This window comes from Bradyrhizobium sp. AZCC 2289, from assembly GCF_036924615.1.
In the GTDB taxonomy this organism is placed as follows: Bacteria; Pseudomonadota; Alphaproteobacteria; order Rhizobiales; family Xanthobacteraceae; genus Bradyrhizobium.
Genome location: NZ_JAZHRY010000001.1, coordinates 2,773,711 through 2,791,499, shown reverse-complemented (window position 1 = coordinate 2,791,499; position 17,789 = coordinate 2,773,711). Strand labels below are relative to the sequence as shown.

Genomic DNA, 17,789 nt, shown 5'->3' with positions numbered 1-17,789 from the left:
GCCGCCGTCGACACCACCACGGCGTCGCCTGGACGTGGCTAGCCCACGTCCAGCAGCCCGAAATAGGCGGTCACGCCATTGATGCCGGCGACGCCCAGCGAGAGCGAGAGTGGGAGATCGTCTTCCCGGATCTTCCGGCTGATGGCGGCAGGGCCGACGACGGCGAATTCCTGCCAGCCAAACATCCCCATGACCTTGTCACCCGGCTTGAAGTCGGGATGAGTGGATTGCAGCACTTCGCCGGCGGCAAACGACCGCATCACTTCGCCGATCCGCACCGGCTCGGAATAATTGGCGACACTGCTGACCCAGCCGCGCATCGCGGGTTCGACCGAGAGATAGATGTTGTGCACCAGGATCTGGCCGTCCCGTAAATCAGGAACGTCCGACTCGATGATGTCGAAATTGTCGGCTTGCGGAATATCGGCCGGCCGGGATTTCAGGATGACCTGTCGATTGCGGTTGTTCTTCATGAGTCGATGGTTCCAGCGGGAACTTAAGGACGACGAATTAGCGACGAGACGATTATCGATCCCCTTGCCTTGGTACACCCGAAGATAGTACGGCTGTGTACGATATCGGGCAAGGGTAGCCGGTCGCGGTCGGTCCGAGAAAAGGAGCGCCCGTCGATCGCCCTGAAGGCAGGAGATCAGTTTGAGGCGCAATCGTACATGGGGCGTCGCCGCCGTTCTCGTTGTTTTGGCCGCTGCCCTCGCGGCTGCGGCAGCGGAACCTTATCCCTCCCAGCGCATAACGCTGATCGTGCCATTCCCGGCCGGTAGTGCGACCGACAGCGTGACGCGGCATCTTGCCGAAAGCATCCGTGCTGCGACGAATGCGACCGTTGTGGTCGAAAACAAGCCCGGCGCGGACGGTAATCTCGCCGCGCTCGCCGTTCTGAAAGCCGAACCCGATGGCTATACGGCGTTCGTGACGACGAATTCGACGCAGGCTGCGAACATCAGTCTGTTCAATTCGCTGCCCTACGATCCCAAAGCGGACTTCGCGCCGGTGGCGGGGATCATGACGATCCCCATGATGCTGACGGTGAAGTCGGATTTTCCGGCCACGAGTGTTGCTGAATTCGTCGCGCTGGCGAAAAAACGCGAAAAACCGTTGTCGTTCGGCAGTGGAAACACTTCCAGCAGAGGGGCGGCCGAGCTGTTCAGGTTCCGTGAAGGAATCGAGATGCAGCATGTGCCGTATCGCGGCATGCCGCAGGCTTTGACCGACGTCGTGGGAGGACAGATCGATTGCGTCTTCGCCGATCCCGCGAGCGCGCAGGGCCTGGTCCAGGACGGCAAGTTGCGGGCGCTGGCGGTGACGAGTTCGAAGCGGCTTGAGACGATGCCGGAACTGCCCACCATCGCGGAAACCGGCCTGCCGGGCTACGAATTGACGGCCTGGGTCGGCGTTTTTGTGAGCGCAAAGACACCTCCCGAAATCGTCACCAAGCTCAATGATCTCGTTACGGCGTTCGTCAACAGCCGCGAAGCGGGAAAATATCTCGAGACCATCGGTGCGACGCCGTTTCCCTCGACGCCGCAGGAACTGGCAGCCTTTCAGGAAACAGATACCAGGCGCTGGGCCGAGATCGTCGCGACCGCGAAGATCGAAAAGAAGTGACGGCGTTGACCCGGCGAAGACATTGCTGTCGCGGCGATGAAGGCTAGGCGGCCTTCCTGCTCTTCCGCGGTTTGCCCTTCTTGCCGAAATCGTCCTCTTCGCGATTGCCCGGGAACGTGCTTCCGTCAGACATCGCCAGAAGATTGCGCTTCATCGCCAGCAATGCGTCCGACGTCGCCTCCAATGCCTTCCGATCAATCCCGTGGGCTATTTGGGCATTGAACTTGTCGGTCTCCTTGCGAAGTTTTTCCAGAAAGCCGCGGGCCTGCTTGGTGACAAACACGCGCTTGACGCGGCGGTCGACCGGATCCGCCTGTCGCAGCACGAAGCCGGAAGACTCCAGGCGATCGATCAATGCCCCAACGCCAACCTTGCCGACGTCGAGCTCGTTGGCGAGTTGGGTTTGCGGAAGTCCGTCCTTTCGCGAAATAAATGCGAGCACCCACCATTGCGACCGCGTTATGCCGAGCGGCGCGAGGGCGCGGTCGAACATCATGCGGCGTAGCCGGGATACGTCATGGATCAGATAGCCTAGTCGGAGGTCCCAATCGGGCAGGTCGACCATGTCAATTTCTTTCCTTCGTGCAAGAAACCTGATGCCGACGGGGTGTCGACCCGGGCGATTCAACTTATACCATACACCAGCGTATTTTCAAAAGAACGAAGTGGCGGCGGGTTGACGGTGACGGTTCGGCCGGCGTGGCGTGTCCTGAAACCAGCTGAAATGAACGGTTTCACGCCGGATTCAACACGAGAGCCGTCGGTGCGCCCGAATGAGAGCGATTTACAGATCAAGTACATTAGTGTATCAATATTACAAAGCTGCCCGGTTCAGGCAATGACCGGCGATTTGAATAGCAGGATTTGCTTATGTTCGATCGAGACCTCCTCAAAGATAAGCGCATCCTCGTGACCGGCGGCGGCACGGGCCTCGGCAAGGAGATTTCCCTAGGCTTCGCCGCCCACGGAGCGCATGTCTTCATCTGTGGCCGCCGGCCGGAAGTTCTCGAGCAAACTGCCGGTGAAATTCGTGCCCGATCCGGCGGACAGGCTGACGCGCTGGTCGCCAACGTTCGCGATCCCGACAGCATTGAAAAGATGATGGCGGATATCTGGACCACGGGACCTCTCACTGGCCTGGTGAACAACGCCGGCGCCAATTTCCTGGCGCCGACCGAGACGTTGTCGCCGCGCGGCTACGAGGCAATCCGCTCGACCATCATGGACGGCTCGTTCTACGCGGCGCAGGGTTGCGGCCGACGCTGGATTGCCGCGGGGATTCCTGGCGTGATCATCAGCAATCTCGTAACCTGGGTCTGGACCGGATCGGCCTATGTGGTGCCGGCCGCGATGGCCAAAGCTGCGGTTCATGCGATGACGATGTCGCTCGCGGTCGAATGGGGACCGAAGGGCATTCGCGTCAACGCGGTGGCGCCCGGTCCGTTTCCGACCGAAAATGCCTGGGACAAGCTCAATCCGCTCGCGGAGACCGGCGTGGGTGCGACCCAGGCGGACGAAGTTCCGTTGCGGCGGTTCGGAAAGATGGACGAACTGCGCAATCTGATGATTTTCCTGATGTCGGACGGATGCAGTTACATCACCGGCGATACCATCAGCATCGACGGCGGGCATCATCTGGCGGCGCCGAGCACGTTCGCGGGGCTTTCCGAGCTTTCGCCTGAAGACTGGCAACGGGCGCGGGAGGCCATTCAGGCTTCCACGCGCAAGGAGAAGGAAGGCCGGCCGGCCTGACGTGGGGCAGGCGGCGGAAAAGCCGGCGCGTACCGGCTGTTCCGGTGCAATTCCAAACAAGATCAGGACGGATCGGGAGAAGCGCAATGGGGCTGGCAGTCGATACAAAAAGCTTCGAATGCACCATCGACGACGGACTGGCGCACATCGTCCTCAATCAACCTGACCGCGGTAATCCGATCGACGGCGACTTTTGCCGCGAATTCAATCTTTGCATGGCGGAATTGAGCGAGCGTGACGATGTGCGATCGGTGCTGATTTCTGCTCGCGGCAGATTGTTCAGTGTCGGCGGCGATCTCGTGGCACTGGCGTCGCGTGGCGACGCGCTGCCGGTGACGATCAAATCATGGACCGCGGATTTGCACGCCGCCATCGTGCGAATGGTCCGCATGCGAGCGCCGGTCGTTGTGGCGGTGCAAGGCAACGTCGCGGGAGGCAGCGTTTCGCTGATGGCCGCGGGCGATCTGGTGGTGATGGCGAAGTCGGCGCGTATCTCGTCTGCATTTGCCAAGATCGGCTTCACGCCTGACAGCGGATCGACAACAACCGTGACCCGGCGGATCGGGGTCGCGCGCGCCCGGCGATTTTTCCTGCTGGCGGAAACGATGGACGCCGTCGCCGCGCTGGCGGCCGGGCTGGTCGACTATGTCGTGGACGACGACGCTGTCGTTGCCGAGGCCGGGAAGATTGCGCGTGAACTCGCATCGGGCCCCACCGAAGCCTATGGCGGGATAAAGCGCCTGTTCCTGGAGACGCTCAATCGTTCCCTCGAAAGTCAGTTGGAAGATGAAGCGCAGACCCTGGCCGCGATCTCGCGAACGGCGGATGCCCAAGAGGGGGTGAAGGCCTTTAGGGAGAAGCGCAAACCGAAATTTGCGGGCAAGTAGCTTTATTGATCCCGGTAAGTAGGGTCGCGCTTCTCCCGAAATGCCGCGACCGCTTCCTGGTGGTCGCTGGTTTCAAGCAGCATTACCTGCTGACGGTCCTCGATCATCAGCGCGGCATCGATGCCGGGGGCGTCGATCAGCGTATTCAACGTTTGCTTGGTCAGGCGCAAACCCATCGGCGAGGCGCGGGCCATCTCGGCGGCGAAAGCGAGGCCGGTTTCGAGCAATTTGTCGTCGGCGACGACGTCGCTGACGAGGCCGACGGCCTTGGCTCGATCCGCGCCGAGAAACCGCCCGGTCAGCAGCAGTTCCGAAGCCACGGAGAGACCGATCAGCCGGGGCAACAGATAGCCCGATCCCATGTCGCAGCCACCGACCCCGACACGGATGTAGGCGGCGTTCATCCGCGCTGCCGGCGTGGCAAAACGCACATCGGAGGCCAACAGCAGCGAGAATCCCGCGCCGCATGCGGCACCTTGAACCAGCGCCACGATCGGCTGCGGGCAGCTTCGCATCAGGCGGATGATCCGCGAGTAGCGCTGTTGCATGTCGAGCTGCCGCTGCGGACGTCCCGCGCCAGGTGCCGCGAACGCATCCGATCCGAGTTCGGCACCGGCGCAAAATGCCCGGCCATTGCCCCTGAAGATGACAATGCGCGTGGTCAGGCGGTCATGGAGACCTGAAAAGTAGGCGATCAACTCGTCGGCCATCGCGGGCGTCACCGCATTGAGGGCGTCCGGCCGATTGAGGGAGAGAATTTCAATGGCGTCACGCGCTTCGACGGTGATGGTTGTGAATTTGTCCATGTCGTGCGTTCCCAAAGGCATCATTCGTCGCCGCGACAGCAGGATGTCACGGGGTGGCGCGGATTGCCATAACAGGCCGGCGGTTCCAATTCTTCCGTGTCTGCGCTTCTGGTCCAGGCGCCGCGCAAAGCGCTTGCGAAACACGATACACCATATCATAATATAGTGTACTAATTTCTTGGCAGCGCGGCGGCCGGCCGCGCTCGCGGCCGGTCACTTCGGAGAACACGATGCCGTATCAGTCGGTCTTCAGGCCGGATCTCTTCAAGGGCAGGACGATCATCGTCACCGGTGGCGGCAGCGGCATCGGCCGTTGCACCGCACACGAATTGGTAGCCCTCGGCGCTGATGTCGCGATCCTGGGTCGTACCGCCGAAAAGCTGGCGGAAGTGAAGGCGGAGATCGAGGAGGACGGTGGACGGGTCCTGACCCAGGTTTGCGATATCCGCGACGAGACGATGGTGATCGCGGCGATTGACGCCGTGCTCGGGGCTTACGGCCGCATCGACGGGCTTGTAAACAACGCTGGGGGGCAGTATCGGGCGCCGATGAAGTCGATCTCGACCAAGGGCTTTGAAGCTGTGGTCCGCAGCAACCTGACCGGCGGGTTCATTTTCATGCGCGAGGTCTACAACCGCTGGATGGAAGCCAATGGCGGCGCCATCGTCAATATCATTGCCGACATCTGGCACGGCTGGCCGGAGTTCGCCCACTCCGGCGCGGCGCGCGGCGGGATGCTGACGCTTACCGAAACCGCCGCGTGCGAATGGTCTGCCTCAGGTGTGCGTGTCAATGCGGTCGCGCCGGGTGGCATCGTGTCCAGCGGGTTCGATACCTACACGCCGGAAATGCAGAAAAAGCTGCATGATTTCACGGCCGGCGTTCCGCTGCAGCGGTTCGGCACGGAGGCCGAGATCTCGGCGGCCATCACGTACCTATTGTCGCCGGCTGCCGCCTACGTCACGGGCTCCTGCCTCCGGGTCGATGGCGGCACGCCGAATGCGCGCACCACGTGGAAGCTCGAGCCGCATAATCGCAACGCGCCCTTTGAAGGCTTTCATCGTTCCAGGCTTCCGGAAGCCCTGAAGAAGGCGCCGTGACGCCAGTGGGCAGCGTCAATAAGATGTCGTACGCGTGTATACGAATATGCAGAGATGAGGAAACAAGATGGCCGGACTGTACTTCGAACAATTCTCTGTCGGACAAACCTTCGTTCATGAAATCCGGCGAACCGTCACCGACATGGACAACATTCTGTTCTCGTCGCTGACCTATAATCCGGCGGCGGTGCATATCGATCACGAATATGCCAAATCGACCGAGTTCGGAAAGCCGCTGATGAATTCGATCTTCACCCTCGGGCTGGTCATCGGCCTGTCCGTGCAGGACACCACCCTGGGCACGACGGTCGGAAATCTCGGCATGGAGGACACCAAATTTCCACGCCCGGTCTTTGCCGGTGATACGCTCAGGGCCGAGACGAAGATTCTGGCGGTGCGCGAGAGCAAGTCGCGCCCGACCCAGGGAATCGTGACCTTCGAGCATCGCGGCTTCAATCAGCGCAATGAGGAAGTCGCCTATTGCCGCCGCACCGGGCTGATGATGAGGCGTCCCGCATGAGATTGCGCTCCCTTCTGTTTGTGCCTGGCGACAGCGAGCCCAAATTCGCAAAGGCATCCGGCATCGGCGCCGACGCGCTGATCCTCGATCTTGAGGATGCCGTGGCGCCGCTGCGCAAGGAACTGGCGCGCGAGATGGTGAAAAACCTGCTGGGTGGTCCGGCGCGCGACTGGGCGTTCCTGGTGCGCATCAATCCGCTCGGCAGCGGGCTGGCGCTCGGCGACCTCGCAGCGATTGTCCGGCCTGGCCTCGACGGCATCCTGATCCCGAAGGTCAATGGCATGCAGGACATCGAACTGATTTCTAATTATGTCGATGCGCTCGAGGTCGCTATCGGGGTCACGCCGGGTCGTGTGAAATTGCTGGTGGTCGCGACCGAGACGCCGGCCGCCATGATCGGCTTTGCGGGTTACGCAACGCCGAGCCGGCGCCTCGTCGCCATGACGTGGGGCGCGGAGGATCTCGGCGCGGCGCTGGGCGCGCTATCCAACAAGGAAGCCGACCGAAGCTGGACGTTTCCCTATCAAGTGGCGCGGGCGCAATGCCTGTTTGCAGCTGGCGCTGCCGGCGTCATGGCGCTGGATACGTTGTATGCGGATTTCAAGGATGAGAAGGGGTTGGCGGAAAGCTGCCGGATCGCGCGCCGCGACGGTTTTGTCGGAAAGATCGCCATTCACCCCGCTCAGGTCGCGACGATCAATCAATGCTTCACGCCGTCGGAGGCCGATCTGGCGCATGCGCGCCGTGTGGTTGCGGCGTTCGCGGCCCAACCCGATGCGGGGACGCTCGGGATCGACGGCAAGATGTACGACATGCCGCATCTGATCGCGGCGAAACGTGCGCTCGCCTCGGCCGGGGAGGACGTCACATGAGTTCATTGGCGAACGAGTTCGAACCGCGAGACGACCAAGCGGCCATTCGCGAAGGCGTGCGCGGCGTCGTTACCCGCTTCGGCGACGACTATTGGCTGGCGCGCGACGAGGACGGCAAGTTTCCGTTCGAGTTTCATCGCGCGATGGCCGACGCCGGTTGGCTCGGGATCACCATGCCGGAAGAATATGGCGGCTCCGGTCTCGGGGTGACCGAAGCCGCGATGATGATGCATGAAGTTGCCAGCCATGGCGGCGGAATGTCCGCTACCTCGGCGGTGCACATCAACCTGTTTGGACCGCATCCGATCGTCGTGAAGGGTACGCCGGAGCAGAAGGCACGCTGGGTACCGCGGCTGGTCGCCGGCGAAGATCAGTGCTGCTTCGGCTTTACCGAGCCGGATGCCGGGCTCAACACGACCCGGATCAAGACTTTTGCGCAGAAGGTTCCCGGCGGCTATCTCGTGCACGGCCAGAAGGTCTGGACCTCGACCGCGCAGGTCGCCAACAAGATCATGCTGCTGACGCGGACGACCAAATACGAGGATTGCAAGCGTCCGACCGATGGGATCACGATCTTCTACACCGACCTCGACAGATCGAAGATCGATGTTCATCGCATTCCGAAAATGGGCCGCAAGGCGGTCGATTCCAATGCCATCTTCATCGACGGCCTGTTCATTCCCGAGTCCGACCGGATTGGCGAGGAGGGCAAGGGCTTTTCCTATATCCTGCACAGCCTCAATCCCGAGCGCATCCTGATTGCGGTCGAAGCGATCGGAATCGGCCAGGACGCGCTGCGCCGGGCGACCAAATATGCGCGGGAGCGCGTGGTGTTCGACCGGCCGATCGGACAGAACCAGGGCATCCAGCATCCGCTCGCGGAGAACTGGATGTATCTGGAGTCAGCCTGGCAGATGGCGATGCGCGCTGCCTGGCTCTACGATCACGACAGCCCCTGTGGCGCCGAAGCCAACGCCGCGAAATTCCTTGGCGCGCGCGCCGGCCACGACGCAGCTTGGCAGGCGATCATGACCCATGGCGGTTTTGGCTATGCCAAGGAATATCACGTCGAGCGGCTGTTCCGCGAAGTCTCGATTACGCGGCTGGCGCCGATCACCGAGCAGTTGATCCTCAGTTTTATTGCCGAGAAGGTGCTAGAATTGCCGAAGAGCTACTGAGGCAACTCAAAGGTTGCGCGAAATCAGCTCACGCATGATTTCCGAGGTGCCGCCGTAGATCCGCAATACGCGCGCATCTGCGTAGAGACGGCAGATCTCATATTCGCGCATAAAGCCGTAGCCGCCGAAGAATTGCAGGCATTGGTCGACGAGCCGGCCATGCATTTCCGTGATCCAGAGCTTTGCGGTGGACGCCGCATAGGTCGTCAGTTCGTGATTGATATGGTCGTGCAGGCATTGGTCGGCATAGGCCCAGCCTACCGCGAGATCGGATCTTAGGTCGGCCAGTTTGAACCTCGTATTCTGGAAGTTGCCGATTGGCGATCCGAAGGCGCTGCGCTGCTGGACGTAATCCTTGGTGAGATCGAAGGCCTTCTGTGCGGCGGCGATCGAATGCAGCGCAATGGTCAGGCGTTCCTGCGGCAGTTCGCTCATCAGCGAGCCCATCGCGCCGCCTTCCGCCCCCAGCAGATTGCTGACGGGGACGCGTACCCCGTCGAAGAACAATTCGGATGTATCGGAGGAGAGATGCCCAAGCTTTTCAAGGTTCCGGCCGTGGCGAAAACCGGGCCGGTTGGTCTCGACAAGAATCAGGCTCATTCCTCGCGAACCACCTTCCGGGTTGGTGCGAACCACGACGATCACAAGGTCGCACATCTGCCCGTTGGAGATGAAGGTCTTCTGGCCCGTTATCACGTACTCGTCGCCCTCGCGTACGGCACGGGTGCGGATACCCTGCAAGTCGCTGCCGGTTCCGGGTTCGGTCATTGCGATGGCGCAGACGGTTTCGCCTGATACCATGCGCGGCAGCCATTTCTTCTTTTGCTCGGGGGTGCCGTAACTGAGCAAATAGCCGCAGCAGACGTCGTTATGCACAGAGAAGTCGGTGGCGGGACCCGCGAAGCCGGAATAGCTGAGTTCCTCGATCACGACGGCGTTGTGACGGAAATCGCCACCGGCGCCGCCGAATTCTTCAGGGACCTGCGGGCAGAGCAGGCCGGCCTCGCCGCCGGCGCCCCACAGCGACCTGTCGATGATCCCGGCTTCCTCCCATCGTGCGAAATCAGGCGCGATCTTCGCCGCCGCGAAGCGCCGCACGGTTTCCCGGAACTGATTGTGTTCTTCGTCATAAACCCTGCGATGGGGTAGCATCGAGGCTCCTCCCGTTTATTCGTATCGTAGACCGGCGCCTAGATCGATGCCGTGTCAGAATGCGACCTTGTCGCCGCCCTTGAGCTCCAGGATCTCGCGCGCCTCGTCGGCGGTTGCGACATCCAGCCCCAGTCCTTCAATGATCTTTCGAACCTGCGTCACCTGGTCGGCATTGGACGCCGCGAGCTGGCCGGCGCCGATCCAGAGGCTGTCTTCCAGACCCACCCGCACATTGCCGCCGATGGCGGCCGCGATCGCCGCGACCGGCATTTGCGCGCGGCCGGCGCCCAGCACCGACCAGCGATAATTATCGCCGAACAGGCGATCGGCGGTGCGCTTCATGTGCATGACGTCTTCCTGATGCGCGCCGATGCCACCTAATAGTCCGAACACGGTCTGGATGAACAGCGGGGCCTTCACCAGGCGCTCGGTCCAGAAATAATGCAGATTGTAGAGATGACTGGTGTCGTAGCACTCGAACTCATAGCGCGCGCCGGTCGAGTTGAGCGTCTCCAGCGCGTAGCGGATATCCTTGAAGGAATTGCGGAAGACGAGGTCGTGGGAGCCTTCCAGCATCGTCGGCTCCCAATCATGTTTGAACTGCTTGTATCGCTTGAGCATCGGGAACAGGCCGAAATTCATCGATCCCATGTTCAGGCTGGCGACCTCCGGCTTCCAGACCGCCGCGGGCTTGATCCGCTCTTCCACGGTCATATAGGGCGAGCCGCCGGTCGTCAGATTCACGACGACGTCGGACCGCTGCTTGATGACACGAAGAAACGGGTCGAAGGCTTCCGGCGACTGGTCGGGACGGCCATCCTTTGGATTACGCGCGTGAAGATGCACGATCGCAGCCCCTGCCTCGGCCGCACCGAGAGCGGATTCCGCGATCTCTGCCGCCGTCACCGGCAGGTGAGGTGACATCGAGGGGGTGTGGATCGAGCCCGTGATTGCGCAGGAGATGATGACCTTACGTGCCGGCACGGCGTTTTTCCTTTTGTGGCGCGCGTTCAGCCGATACCCAGAGAGGGCATCAGCGAGTGCGAGGGAAGCGATGCGTTCATTGTCGAATCGTTAAGTGAACTTGTGGAAATCCGGCGTCCGCTTCTCGTTGAAGGCCGCAACGCCTTCCTTGGACTCAGCGGTATCGTAGAACAGCTTCACGGCATGCAGGGCGAGGTTGCTGATGCCGCGAATGTTGTCGCTGTCGGCGTTGAAGGAGCGCTTTGCCAGTGCGATCGCGGTCGGTGACCGCTGCGCCAGCTTGTCGGTCCAGTCCTTGACCGCGGCATCGAGTTCGGCGACCGGAACGACCTTGTTGACCAGGCCCATTTCACGCGCCTGTTCGGCGCTGTAGCGGTCGTTGATGAACCAGATTTCGCGCGCCTTCTTGTCGCCGATGTGGCGGGCCAGCAAGGCCGTGCCCCAGCCGGCGTCGACAGAGCCGACCTTCGGTCCGACCTGTCCGAATTGCGCGGTGTCGGCCGCAATCGTCAGGTCGCACAGCGTTGCCAGCACATTCCCGCCGCCGATCGCAAAGCCATTGACGCGTGCGATCACAGGCTTGGGAACGTCGCGGATCAGACCCTGCAACTCGTCGATCGGCAGTCCGACGACGCCGCGACCGTCATATTGTCCCTCATGCGCGGACTGATCGCCGCCGGTGCAGAACGCCTTGTCACCGGCGCCGGTGAGCACGATGCTCGAAATGTTGCGGTCGTTAGCGGCAATCTGGAACGCATGAATCAGCTCTTCCAGCGTCTGGCCGCGAAAGGCGTTGTAGACCTTGGGCCGGTTGATGATGATCCAGGCGGCACGATCGCGGACTTCGTAGATCACATCGGTGAATTTGGTCGGATCTGCTATCATCGTTAAACCTCACATCTGCTAGATCATGTTCATACCGCCGGAGACCGAGATGGCCTGGCCGGTGATGAATTTTCCGTCATCCGATGCGAGCAGGGCAATGATCCCGGCATAGTCGTCGGGTTCACCCATTCGCTTCAGGGGAATGCCGCGAACCATCGCGTCCTTCCATTTCACGGCCTGTTCGCCTTCGCCCAACACCGCCGCCATCATCGGCGTGTTGGTCGGACCCGGGCATACCGCGTTCAGCAGCACGTTCTTGCGGGCGAGTTCGCGGGCGATCGATTTGGTGAAGGAGATCAGCCCGCCCTTGCAGGCCGAGTAAACCGCCTCGTCGCTGGTGCCGACGCGGGCGGCATCGGAGGCGATATTGATGATGCGGCCGCCGCCGTGTTCAACCATCAGCGGCGCGATGGCGTGATGGGTGTTGAGCGGACCGTAGAGATTGATGCGGATGATCTTGTCCCAAAGATCCTTGTCGGTCTTCAGGAACGGCATCGGCTTGTCCCAGCCGGCGTTGTTGACGAGAACCCAGATCGGGCCGAGTTCGGCCTCGACCTGCGCGACTGCGCGATCGACCGAGGCGCGGTCGCCGACGTCGACGGTGTAGGTCGTGATCGCCGACTTCGGCGCCAGTTTCGCCGTCTCATGTCCGGCGTCGGGATTGATGTCGAAAATCGCGACCGTGCAGCCTTCTTCGGCGAGCCGAAGGGTGATGGCACGCCCGATGCCCTGGCCGCCGCCGGTAACGATCGCTACCTTGCCTGATAAGCCTTTCAAATCTCACTCCCTTGTTTTGCGGCGCATTGGCCGTTGCTTTGTTCGGGCCGCCGGCTTTGGCCGACCGGCAGACTCAGCCGCTCTTGGCGAGCGCAAAACCACATTGCGCGAACATCTGGCGGGCGATGATGGTTTTCATGATCTCGATCGATCCACCCGCGATCTTAACGATCCGGGCGTCGACATAGGCGCGCGCGATGGGATATTCCGTCATATAACCCCAGCCGCCGAATAGTTGCAGGCATTCATCGACCGCTTCGCAGTGAAGTTCGGAGGTGAACATTTTGGCCATCGCGGCGTCGACCGGATCGAGCTTGCCCTCCATGAACAGCGAAATGCAGCGATCCGTGAAGACGCGGGCGACCGTTGCCTTGGTCTTCAGGTCCGCGAGCTTGAACTGGGTATTCTGGAAGTTCGCGAGTTTTTGACCGAACAAGCTGCGGTCCGAAGTATATTCAACGGTCCAGTCCAGCACGGTTTCGACGACTGTTGCCGAGCGGATCGCCTGGGCGAGCCGTTCCTGCGACAACTTCGTCATCATCAGCGCAAAACCTTTGCCTTCCTGCCCCAGCATATTGGTAGCGGGAATGCGGATGTTCTCGAAGAACAGTTCGGACGTGTCCTGGGCCTTCATGCCGATTTTCTCGAGATTTCGGCCGCGTTGAAAGCCGGGCCGGTTGCTCTCGACGATGAACAGCGTCACGCCCTTGGCGCCGGCGGTGCCGTCGGTCTTGGTTGCGAGCACGACGAAATCGCAGAGCTGGCCGTTCGAGATGAAGACCTTTTGGCCGTTGATGACGAAATCGTCGCCATCGCGCACGGCGCGGGTCCGGATCGCCTTGAGGTCGCTGCCGGCATGAGGTTCCGTCATGCCAAGCGAGCCGATGGCTTCGCCTGACACCATCTTCGGCAGCCATTGCCGCTTCTGAGCCTCGGTTCCGAACGAAAGCAGATAGGTCGCGACCAGATCGGTGTGAATCAGAAACCCCGGCCCGCTCGCGCCGGAGCGCCATAGTTCCTCGAACACGACGACATCGAAGAGGTAGTCGAGGCCCATGCCGCCATATTCCTCGGGCACGGTGCAGCAGAGCAGGCCTTCGGCGCCGGCCTTGAGCCACAGCTCCCGTGGCACGATGCCGTCCTTTTCCCACTGCGCATGAAACGGCACGATCTCGCGATCGACGAAGCGCCGGACCGATTCCCGGAAAATATGATGTTCCTCGCGGAAAATGGTGCGCTCGATCATCGATATCCGTCCACATCAATTTAGTTAGGTAGTGTACTATATGGCTGGCGATGGTAAAAGGCAAGGCGGCGGCGCGGGCTTTTTGTATCACCGGTCGACAGGTTGGGCAGCCGAATGAGAGATTTTCTGCCCACCGCGAGATCGCTCGTTTAAACTAGTACATAGATATACGATATGCTATAGCGCGAAAATGTGACGGCGGAGACGGTCATGAGCGAGCTGGCGAAGTTGCAGCAATTCCGAGCGGAACGCACCGAAAACAATATCCTGCATCTTGTTTTCGACATGCCCGGCCGTCCGATGAATGTGTTCTCCAACGCCGCCATCGCCGAACTCTCCATCTTTAGCCAATGGTTACGCGGAAGCGACGTCACGGGTGTGGTGATCCGCTCGGGCAAGCCATCGGCCTTCTGTGCCGGTGCTGATCTGGCCGAGCTCGGATCGGCCTACGACATGATAATGGCAGCGCCGGCCGAGATGCGCGACCGTGTGGCGTTCGATCACTTCTTTCCGCTCAGCCAGGCTCTGCGTGCGATCGAAACCGCGGGCAAGCCGGTCGCGGCCGCGATTGCGGGCCTGGCGCTGGGTGGTGGCGGCGAACTGGCGCTGGCGGCCCATCATCGGGTCATGGTCGACGATCCCAAGGTTGCGTTTGGCTTGCCGGAGTCGCTGGTCGGGCTGTTGCCGGGCGCGGGGGGAACCCAACGGCTGCCCCGTCTCGCCGGAATTGAAAAGGCGCTCCCGGTCCTGCTGGAAGGTGCGCGATTGTCCGGGCAGGCAGCTCTCGCCGCCGGCGTGGTCGATCAACTCGTGCCTGCCGGCCAAGAGGTGGCGGCGGCGGAACGATGGGTACTGTCGCATCCGTCGGCGTCGCAACCCTGGGATCGTCCCGGATGGCGGCCCGCGGACGTCGATGATGCAGCTTCAATCATCGCGCGAAAGCGCGAAAGCGTTCTGGCCGAGACTCTTGGACACTATCCGGCTCCAACAGCCATTCTCGATTGCATCGGCGAGGGATTGCCACAGCCGTTTGACGAGGCGATTCGCACCGAGATGCAGATATTCTCAAAGCTCATCCAACGGCGCGAGCCGCGCAACATGATCAGGACGCTGTTTCTTGGTCGGCTCGATCATGATCGGCTTCGCAAGGCGGGCGGCATTCCCGCGCGGGTCGAACAGGCTGTGGCGGTAGTTTCCGAGGCGCTGCGGGTCGATGAAGCGGCGGATGCACCGCTTGCAGAGGCCTTCGCCCGTGCCGGCTTTCAGCGGTCGAGCAAGGCACCCGCGTTCGATGGCGTCATTGCTCAGTCCGCTTTCTGGCTCGAGGCGGAGCCTGTTACCGACGGTAAACGCGCGCTGCGCGAACGCCTGACGCGGGCATACGCCGCGGCGGACAAATGGCGGGCCACCTTCTCCGAGGATCAGCGCCGCGCGGCGGATTATCTACTGGTCAAGAATCATGGCTTTCCCGCCTACATGGCGGGCGCTTTCTCCTCCACCGAGCCTGGCGCCTGAGCGACACCGCCTTCGAAACGACCGCGATTGCGGCATAACCTCGTGAGAGAACAGCAGTGTCAAAACCCCTGACCGGCGTCCGCGTCCTCGACCTGTCGAAAGTCCTGGCGGGTCCATTGTGCGCGCAATATCTCGGCGATCTCGGCGCCGACATCATCAAGGTAGAGACCGTCGGCCAGGGCGATGAAACGCGCGGTTGGCCGCCGTTTCCGGCGCCGGGCCTTGGCACGGTCTTTCTCAGCGCCAACCGCAACAAGCGCAGCATCGCCGTCGACATGAAAACCGAAAAAGGGCGCGAGCTCGTTCATGCCCTGGCTAAATCCGCCGACGTCGCCATCGAAAGTTTCGGAACCGGTGTCGCCGAGCGCCTTGGCATCGATGCACTAACGCTTCGCGGCCTGAACGACCGCCTGATCCATTGCAGCATCTCAGGCTTCGGCCGCGCGGGGCCACTGAAGAACTCGCCGGGCTATGACGTGATCCTGCAAGCGTTTTGCGGAGTCATGTCGATGACCGGCGACGAGGGCGGCGGCTATATCCGCAGTCCGATCTCGCCGATCGACCAGATGACCGGCGTGCACGCCTTCAGCGGCATTCTGGCGTTACTGTATGCACGGGAAAAAACCGGGAAGGGCGGCGAGATCCAGGTCTCGCTGTTCGAAACGGCGCTCGGCCTGTTGGGCTATAATCTCCAGACCTTCTGGGAGCGCGGCGTGCAGCCGCCGAAATGCGGATCGAGCCACGAATCGCTCTGTCCCTATCAAGCCCTCGAGGCGGCCGACGGCCCGATCATGATCGGGGTCGCCAACGACAATCTCTGGCGCAAATTCTGCGGGGTCACCGGCTTGAACGCGATCGTCGATGACCCGAAATTCAGGACCAATGCGGACCGGGTTGCGCATCGCAAGGAAACCCTCGGTCACGTCCAGGCCGCATTGACGCAAAATTCCGTCGCACACTGGAATGAGGTCCTGACGGGCGTCGGTGTACCCTGCGCACCCATCAATTCGATCGCGCAATTGCTCGACCATCCGCACACCAAGGCGAGCGGCATCATTGTCGACTACGAACACCAGACTGCGGGCCAGCTGAAAGGCGTCGGTCATCCCGTTCTGATCAACGGGGCGGCGCGCCAGGCCGGCTTGCCGCCGCCCGTCCTGGGGCAGCACACCGACGACGTGTTGGGTGAAATCGGGTGGTCATTGGAAACCATCAGCGAGTTACGGCGGACCCGCGTGATCGGGTGAGTGTTGCGCAGCTTAACGGGGAGTTGGATAAATGGGGCGATCGACAAATACGGCCCTGGCGGCGCTGAAAATCGGAGGCCGTGTCGCTTATGAGCGCCTCGCGCGGCCTAAGGCGCGGCGGTTCGACGATGTGCCCTGTTCGCCCTATGCAGTCACGGCGGAATGGCTGACGGCCGTCTTGTGCAGCAAGGCCCCGGGGGCCATCGTTACGCACGTCGAAGTTAAACCCGCGAGCGCAGGAACCCACGAACGCCATCGGCTGAAAGTGTCCTACAACGAGGAAGGACGCCGGGCCGGTTTGCCGGTCTCGGTCTTTACCAAGTCGTTGCCCAGCATTGTCACCCGCATGATCGGCGGCTTCAACGGCACGGCGCGCGTAGAGGGGAGTTTCTTTACGCAGATTCGCCCCCAGCTCGAGATCGAGGCCCCGTTGTGCTATCATTCCGCCTATGATCGGCGAACATTTGCGGCGATCCATCTGCTGGAAGATCTGGTCGCCACCAAATCCGCGACATTCTGCAATCACAAGACCTATGTCACGCGAGCCATGGCCGACGACATGGTCGATCTTCTGGCCTCGCTGCACGGCCGCTTCTACGGTGATCCGACGCTGGCCGAACGCTACCGGTGGCTCGCCAGCTATCCCCGCTGGTTCACCATCGGTGCTGCGAAAATGGGCATGGAATACTACACCCGCAAGGCGTTTGACGCTGCCGCCGACATTATCCCGGACCAGGTCATGGCGCGCCGTGACGATGTCTGGCCGGCCACGATGCGCGCACTTGCCCTGCACGACAGCGAACCGCAGGGTCTCATCCATTCCGACGTGCATATCGGTAACTGGTACCGGACCGGCGCGGGTCAGATGGGATTGTGCGACTGGCAATGTCTCTCGCGCGGGCACTGGTCGCGCGATTTCGCCTATGCCGTGACGGCCTCGCTGACGCCCGACGATCGCCGGAGCTGGGAGCGTGAGCTGTTGGTCCGCTACATCGAACGGTTTGCAGAGACAACCGGCGTCAAACCGGATTTCGACCTCAGCTTCCTGCGTTACCGGCAGCAGATTGTGCATGCGCTCGCGATGTGGACGATCACGCTGTGTCACTCGCCGCTGTTGCCGAACATGCAGCCCGAGGACACGTCGCTGGCGATGATCGAGCGGATCACGACGGCGATGGGCGATCTGGATTCGATCGGTAGTATCTAGGATATTGGTTTCAGGGCGGGCCGGCGCGCCCGGGA

18 protein-coding genes are annotated in these 17,789 nt (G+C 61.6%); 10 read left to right on the top strand and 8 right to left on the bottom strand.

Annotation, left to right across the window (positions count from 1 at the left end; all coding sequences use genetic code 11):
- Positions 1-38: 38 nt before the first annotated feature.
- Positions 39-473: a hypothetical protein gene (locus V1289_RS13530; protein WP_334397412.1), complete on the bottom strand. Its 435-nt coding sequence runs from the start codon at positions 471-473 to the stop codon at positions 39-41.
- A gap of 181 nt (positions 474-654) precedes the next feature.
- On the opposite strand from V1289_RS13530, the gene V1289_RS13525 reads away from it, so the two are divergent.
- On the top strand, positions 655-1,626 hold the full coding sequence (locus tag V1289_RS13525; RefSeq protein WP_334397411.1) for a Bug family tripartite tricarboxylate transporter substrate binding protein: 972 nt from the start codon (positions 655-657) through the stop codon (positions 1,624-1,626).
- A gap of 43 nt (positions 1,627-1,669) precedes the next feature.
- On the opposite strand, the gene V1289_RS13520 is transcribed toward V1289_RS13525, so the two are convergent.
- The gene (locus V1289_RS13520) at positions 1,670-2,191 is read right to left on the bottom strand and encodes a MarR family winged helix-turn-helix transcriptional regulator (RefSeq protein ID WP_334397410.1); all 522 of its coding nucleotides are present in this window, start codon (positions 2,189-2,191) and stop codon (positions 1,670-1,672) included.
- A 305-nt stretch (positions 2,192-2,496) separates the two neighbouring features.
- Here V1289_RS13520 and V1289_RS13515 point away from each other — a divergent pair, with 305 nt between their 5' ends.
- Positions 2,497-3,378 (top strand): SDR family oxidoreductase, encoded by an 882-nt coding sequence (locus tag V1289_RS13515; protein ID WP_334397409.1) that lies wholly within the window; start codon positions 2,497-2,499, stop codon positions 3,376-3,378.
- A gap of 86 nt (positions 3,379-3,464) precedes the next feature.
- Positions 3,465-4,265 (top strand): enoyl-CoA hydratase/isomerase family protein, encoded by an 801-nt coding sequence (locus V1289_RS13510; RefSeq protein WP_334397408.1) that lies wholly within the window; start codon positions 3,465-3,467, stop codon positions 4,263-4,265.
- A 2-nt stretch (positions 4,266-4,267) separates the two neighbouring features.
- Here the strand turns inward: V1289_RS13510 and V1289_RS13505 are convergent, their stop codons facing one another.
- Positions 4,268-5,071 (bottom strand): enoyl-CoA hydratase/isomerase family protein, encoded by an 804-nt coding sequence (locus V1289_RS13505; RefSeq protein WP_334397407.1) that lies wholly within the window; start codon positions 5,069-5,071, stop codon positions 4,268-4,270.
- 230 nt (positions 5,072-5,301) lie between these two features.
- On the opposite strand from V1289_RS13505, the gene V1289_RS13500 reads away from it, so the two are divergent.
- From V1289_RS13500 to V1289_RS13485, 4 genes are all read left to right on the top strand, one after another.
- The gene (locus V1289_RS13500) at positions 5,302-6,171 is read left to right on the top strand and encodes an SDR family oxidoreductase (RefSeq protein ID WP_334397406.1); all 870 of its coding nucleotides are present in this window, start codon (positions 5,302-5,304) and stop codon (positions 6,169-6,171) included.
- A gap of 67 nt (positions 6,172-6,238) precedes the next feature.
- Entirely contained in the window at positions 6,239-6,691 is a 453-nt protein-coding gene (locus tag V1289_RS13495) for a MaoC family dehydratase (protein ID WP_334397405.1), read from the top strand.
- Positions 6,688-7,563 (top strand): HpcH/HpaI aldolase/citrate lyase family protein, encoded by an 876-nt coding sequence (locus V1289_RS13490; protein ID WP_334397404.1) that lies wholly within the window; start codon positions 6,688-6,690, stop codon positions 7,561-7,563. The genes V1289_RS13495 and V1289_RS13490 overlap by 4 nt, the downstream gene beginning before the upstream one ends.
- A complete protein-coding gene (locus V1289_RS13485; protein WP_334397403.1) occupies positions 7,560-8,741 on the top strand; it encodes an acyl-CoA dehydrogenase family protein in 1,182 nt (393 codons plus the stop codon). The genes V1289_RS13490 and V1289_RS13485 overlap by 4 nt, the downstream gene beginning before the upstream one ends.
- Positions 8,742-8,747: 6 nt before the next feature.
- Here V1289_RS13485 and V1289_RS13480 read toward each other — a convergent pair whose 3' ends face one another.
- The 5 genes from V1289_RS13480 to V1289_RS13460 all read right to left on the bottom strand — a co-directional run bounded on the left by V1289_RS13480 (position 8,748) and on the right by V1289_RS13460 (position 13,785).
- On the bottom strand, positions 8,748-9,893 hold the full coding sequence (locus tag V1289_RS13480) for an acyl-CoA dehydrogenase family protein (protein ID WP_334397402.1): 1,146 nt from the start codon (positions 9,891-9,893) through the stop codon (positions 8,748-8,750).
- Between the two features lie 54 nt (positions 9,894-9,947).
- Positions 9,948-10,877, bottom strand: a complete 930-nt coding sequence (locus V1289_RS13475; RefSeq protein WP_334397401.1) for a 3-keto-5-aminohexanoate cleavage protein — start codon at positions 10,875-10,877, stop codon at positions 9,948-9,950.
- Positions 10,878-10,967: 90 nt separating this feature from the next.
- Positions 10,968-11,762: an enoyl-CoA hydratase-related protein gene (locus V1289_RS13470; protein ID WP_334397400.1), complete on the bottom strand. Its 795-nt coding sequence runs from the start codon at positions 11,760-11,762 to the stop codon at positions 10,968-10,970.
- A gap of 18 nt (positions 11,763-11,780) precedes the next feature.
- Entirely contained in the window at positions 11,781-12,539 is a 759-nt protein-coding gene (locus V1289_RS13465; RefSeq protein WP_334397399.1) for a glucose 1-dehydrogenase, read from the bottom strand.
- A 73-nt stretch (positions 12,540-12,612) separates the two neighbouring features.
- Entirely contained in the window at positions 12,613-13,785 is a 1,173-nt protein-coding gene (locus tag V1289_RS13460; protein WP_334397398.1) for an acyl-CoA dehydrogenase family protein, read from the bottom strand.
- A 210-nt stretch (positions 13,786-13,995) separates the two neighbouring features.
- Here V1289_RS13460 and V1289_RS13455 point away from each other — a divergent pair, with 210 nt between their 5' ends.
- The 3 genes from V1289_RS13455 to V1289_RS13445 are packed head-to-tail and all read left to right on the top strand — an operon-like array spanning position 13,996 to position 17,754.
- Positions 13,996-15,300: an enoyl-CoA hydratase-related protein gene (locus V1289_RS13455; protein ID WP_334397397.1), complete on the top strand. Its 1,305-nt coding sequence runs from the start codon at positions 13,996-13,998 to the stop codon at positions 15,298-15,300.
- A gap of 56 nt (positions 15,301-15,356) precedes the next feature.
- Positions 15,357-16,547 carry a CaiB/BaiF CoA transferase family protein gene (locus V1289_RS13450; protein WP_334397396.1) on the top strand — a complete coding sequence of 397 codons (1,191 nt, stop codon included), beginning with the start codon at positions 15,357-15,359 and terminating at the stop codon, positions 16,545-16,547.
- Positions 16,548-16,578: 31 nt separating this feature from the next.
- Positions 16,579-17,754 (top strand): aminoglycoside phosphotransferase family protein, encoded by a 1,176-nt coding sequence (locus V1289_RS13445; protein WP_334397395.1) that lies wholly within the window; start codon positions 16,579-16,581, stop codon positions 17,752-17,754.
- Positions 17,755-17,789 lie beyond the last annotated feature (35 nt).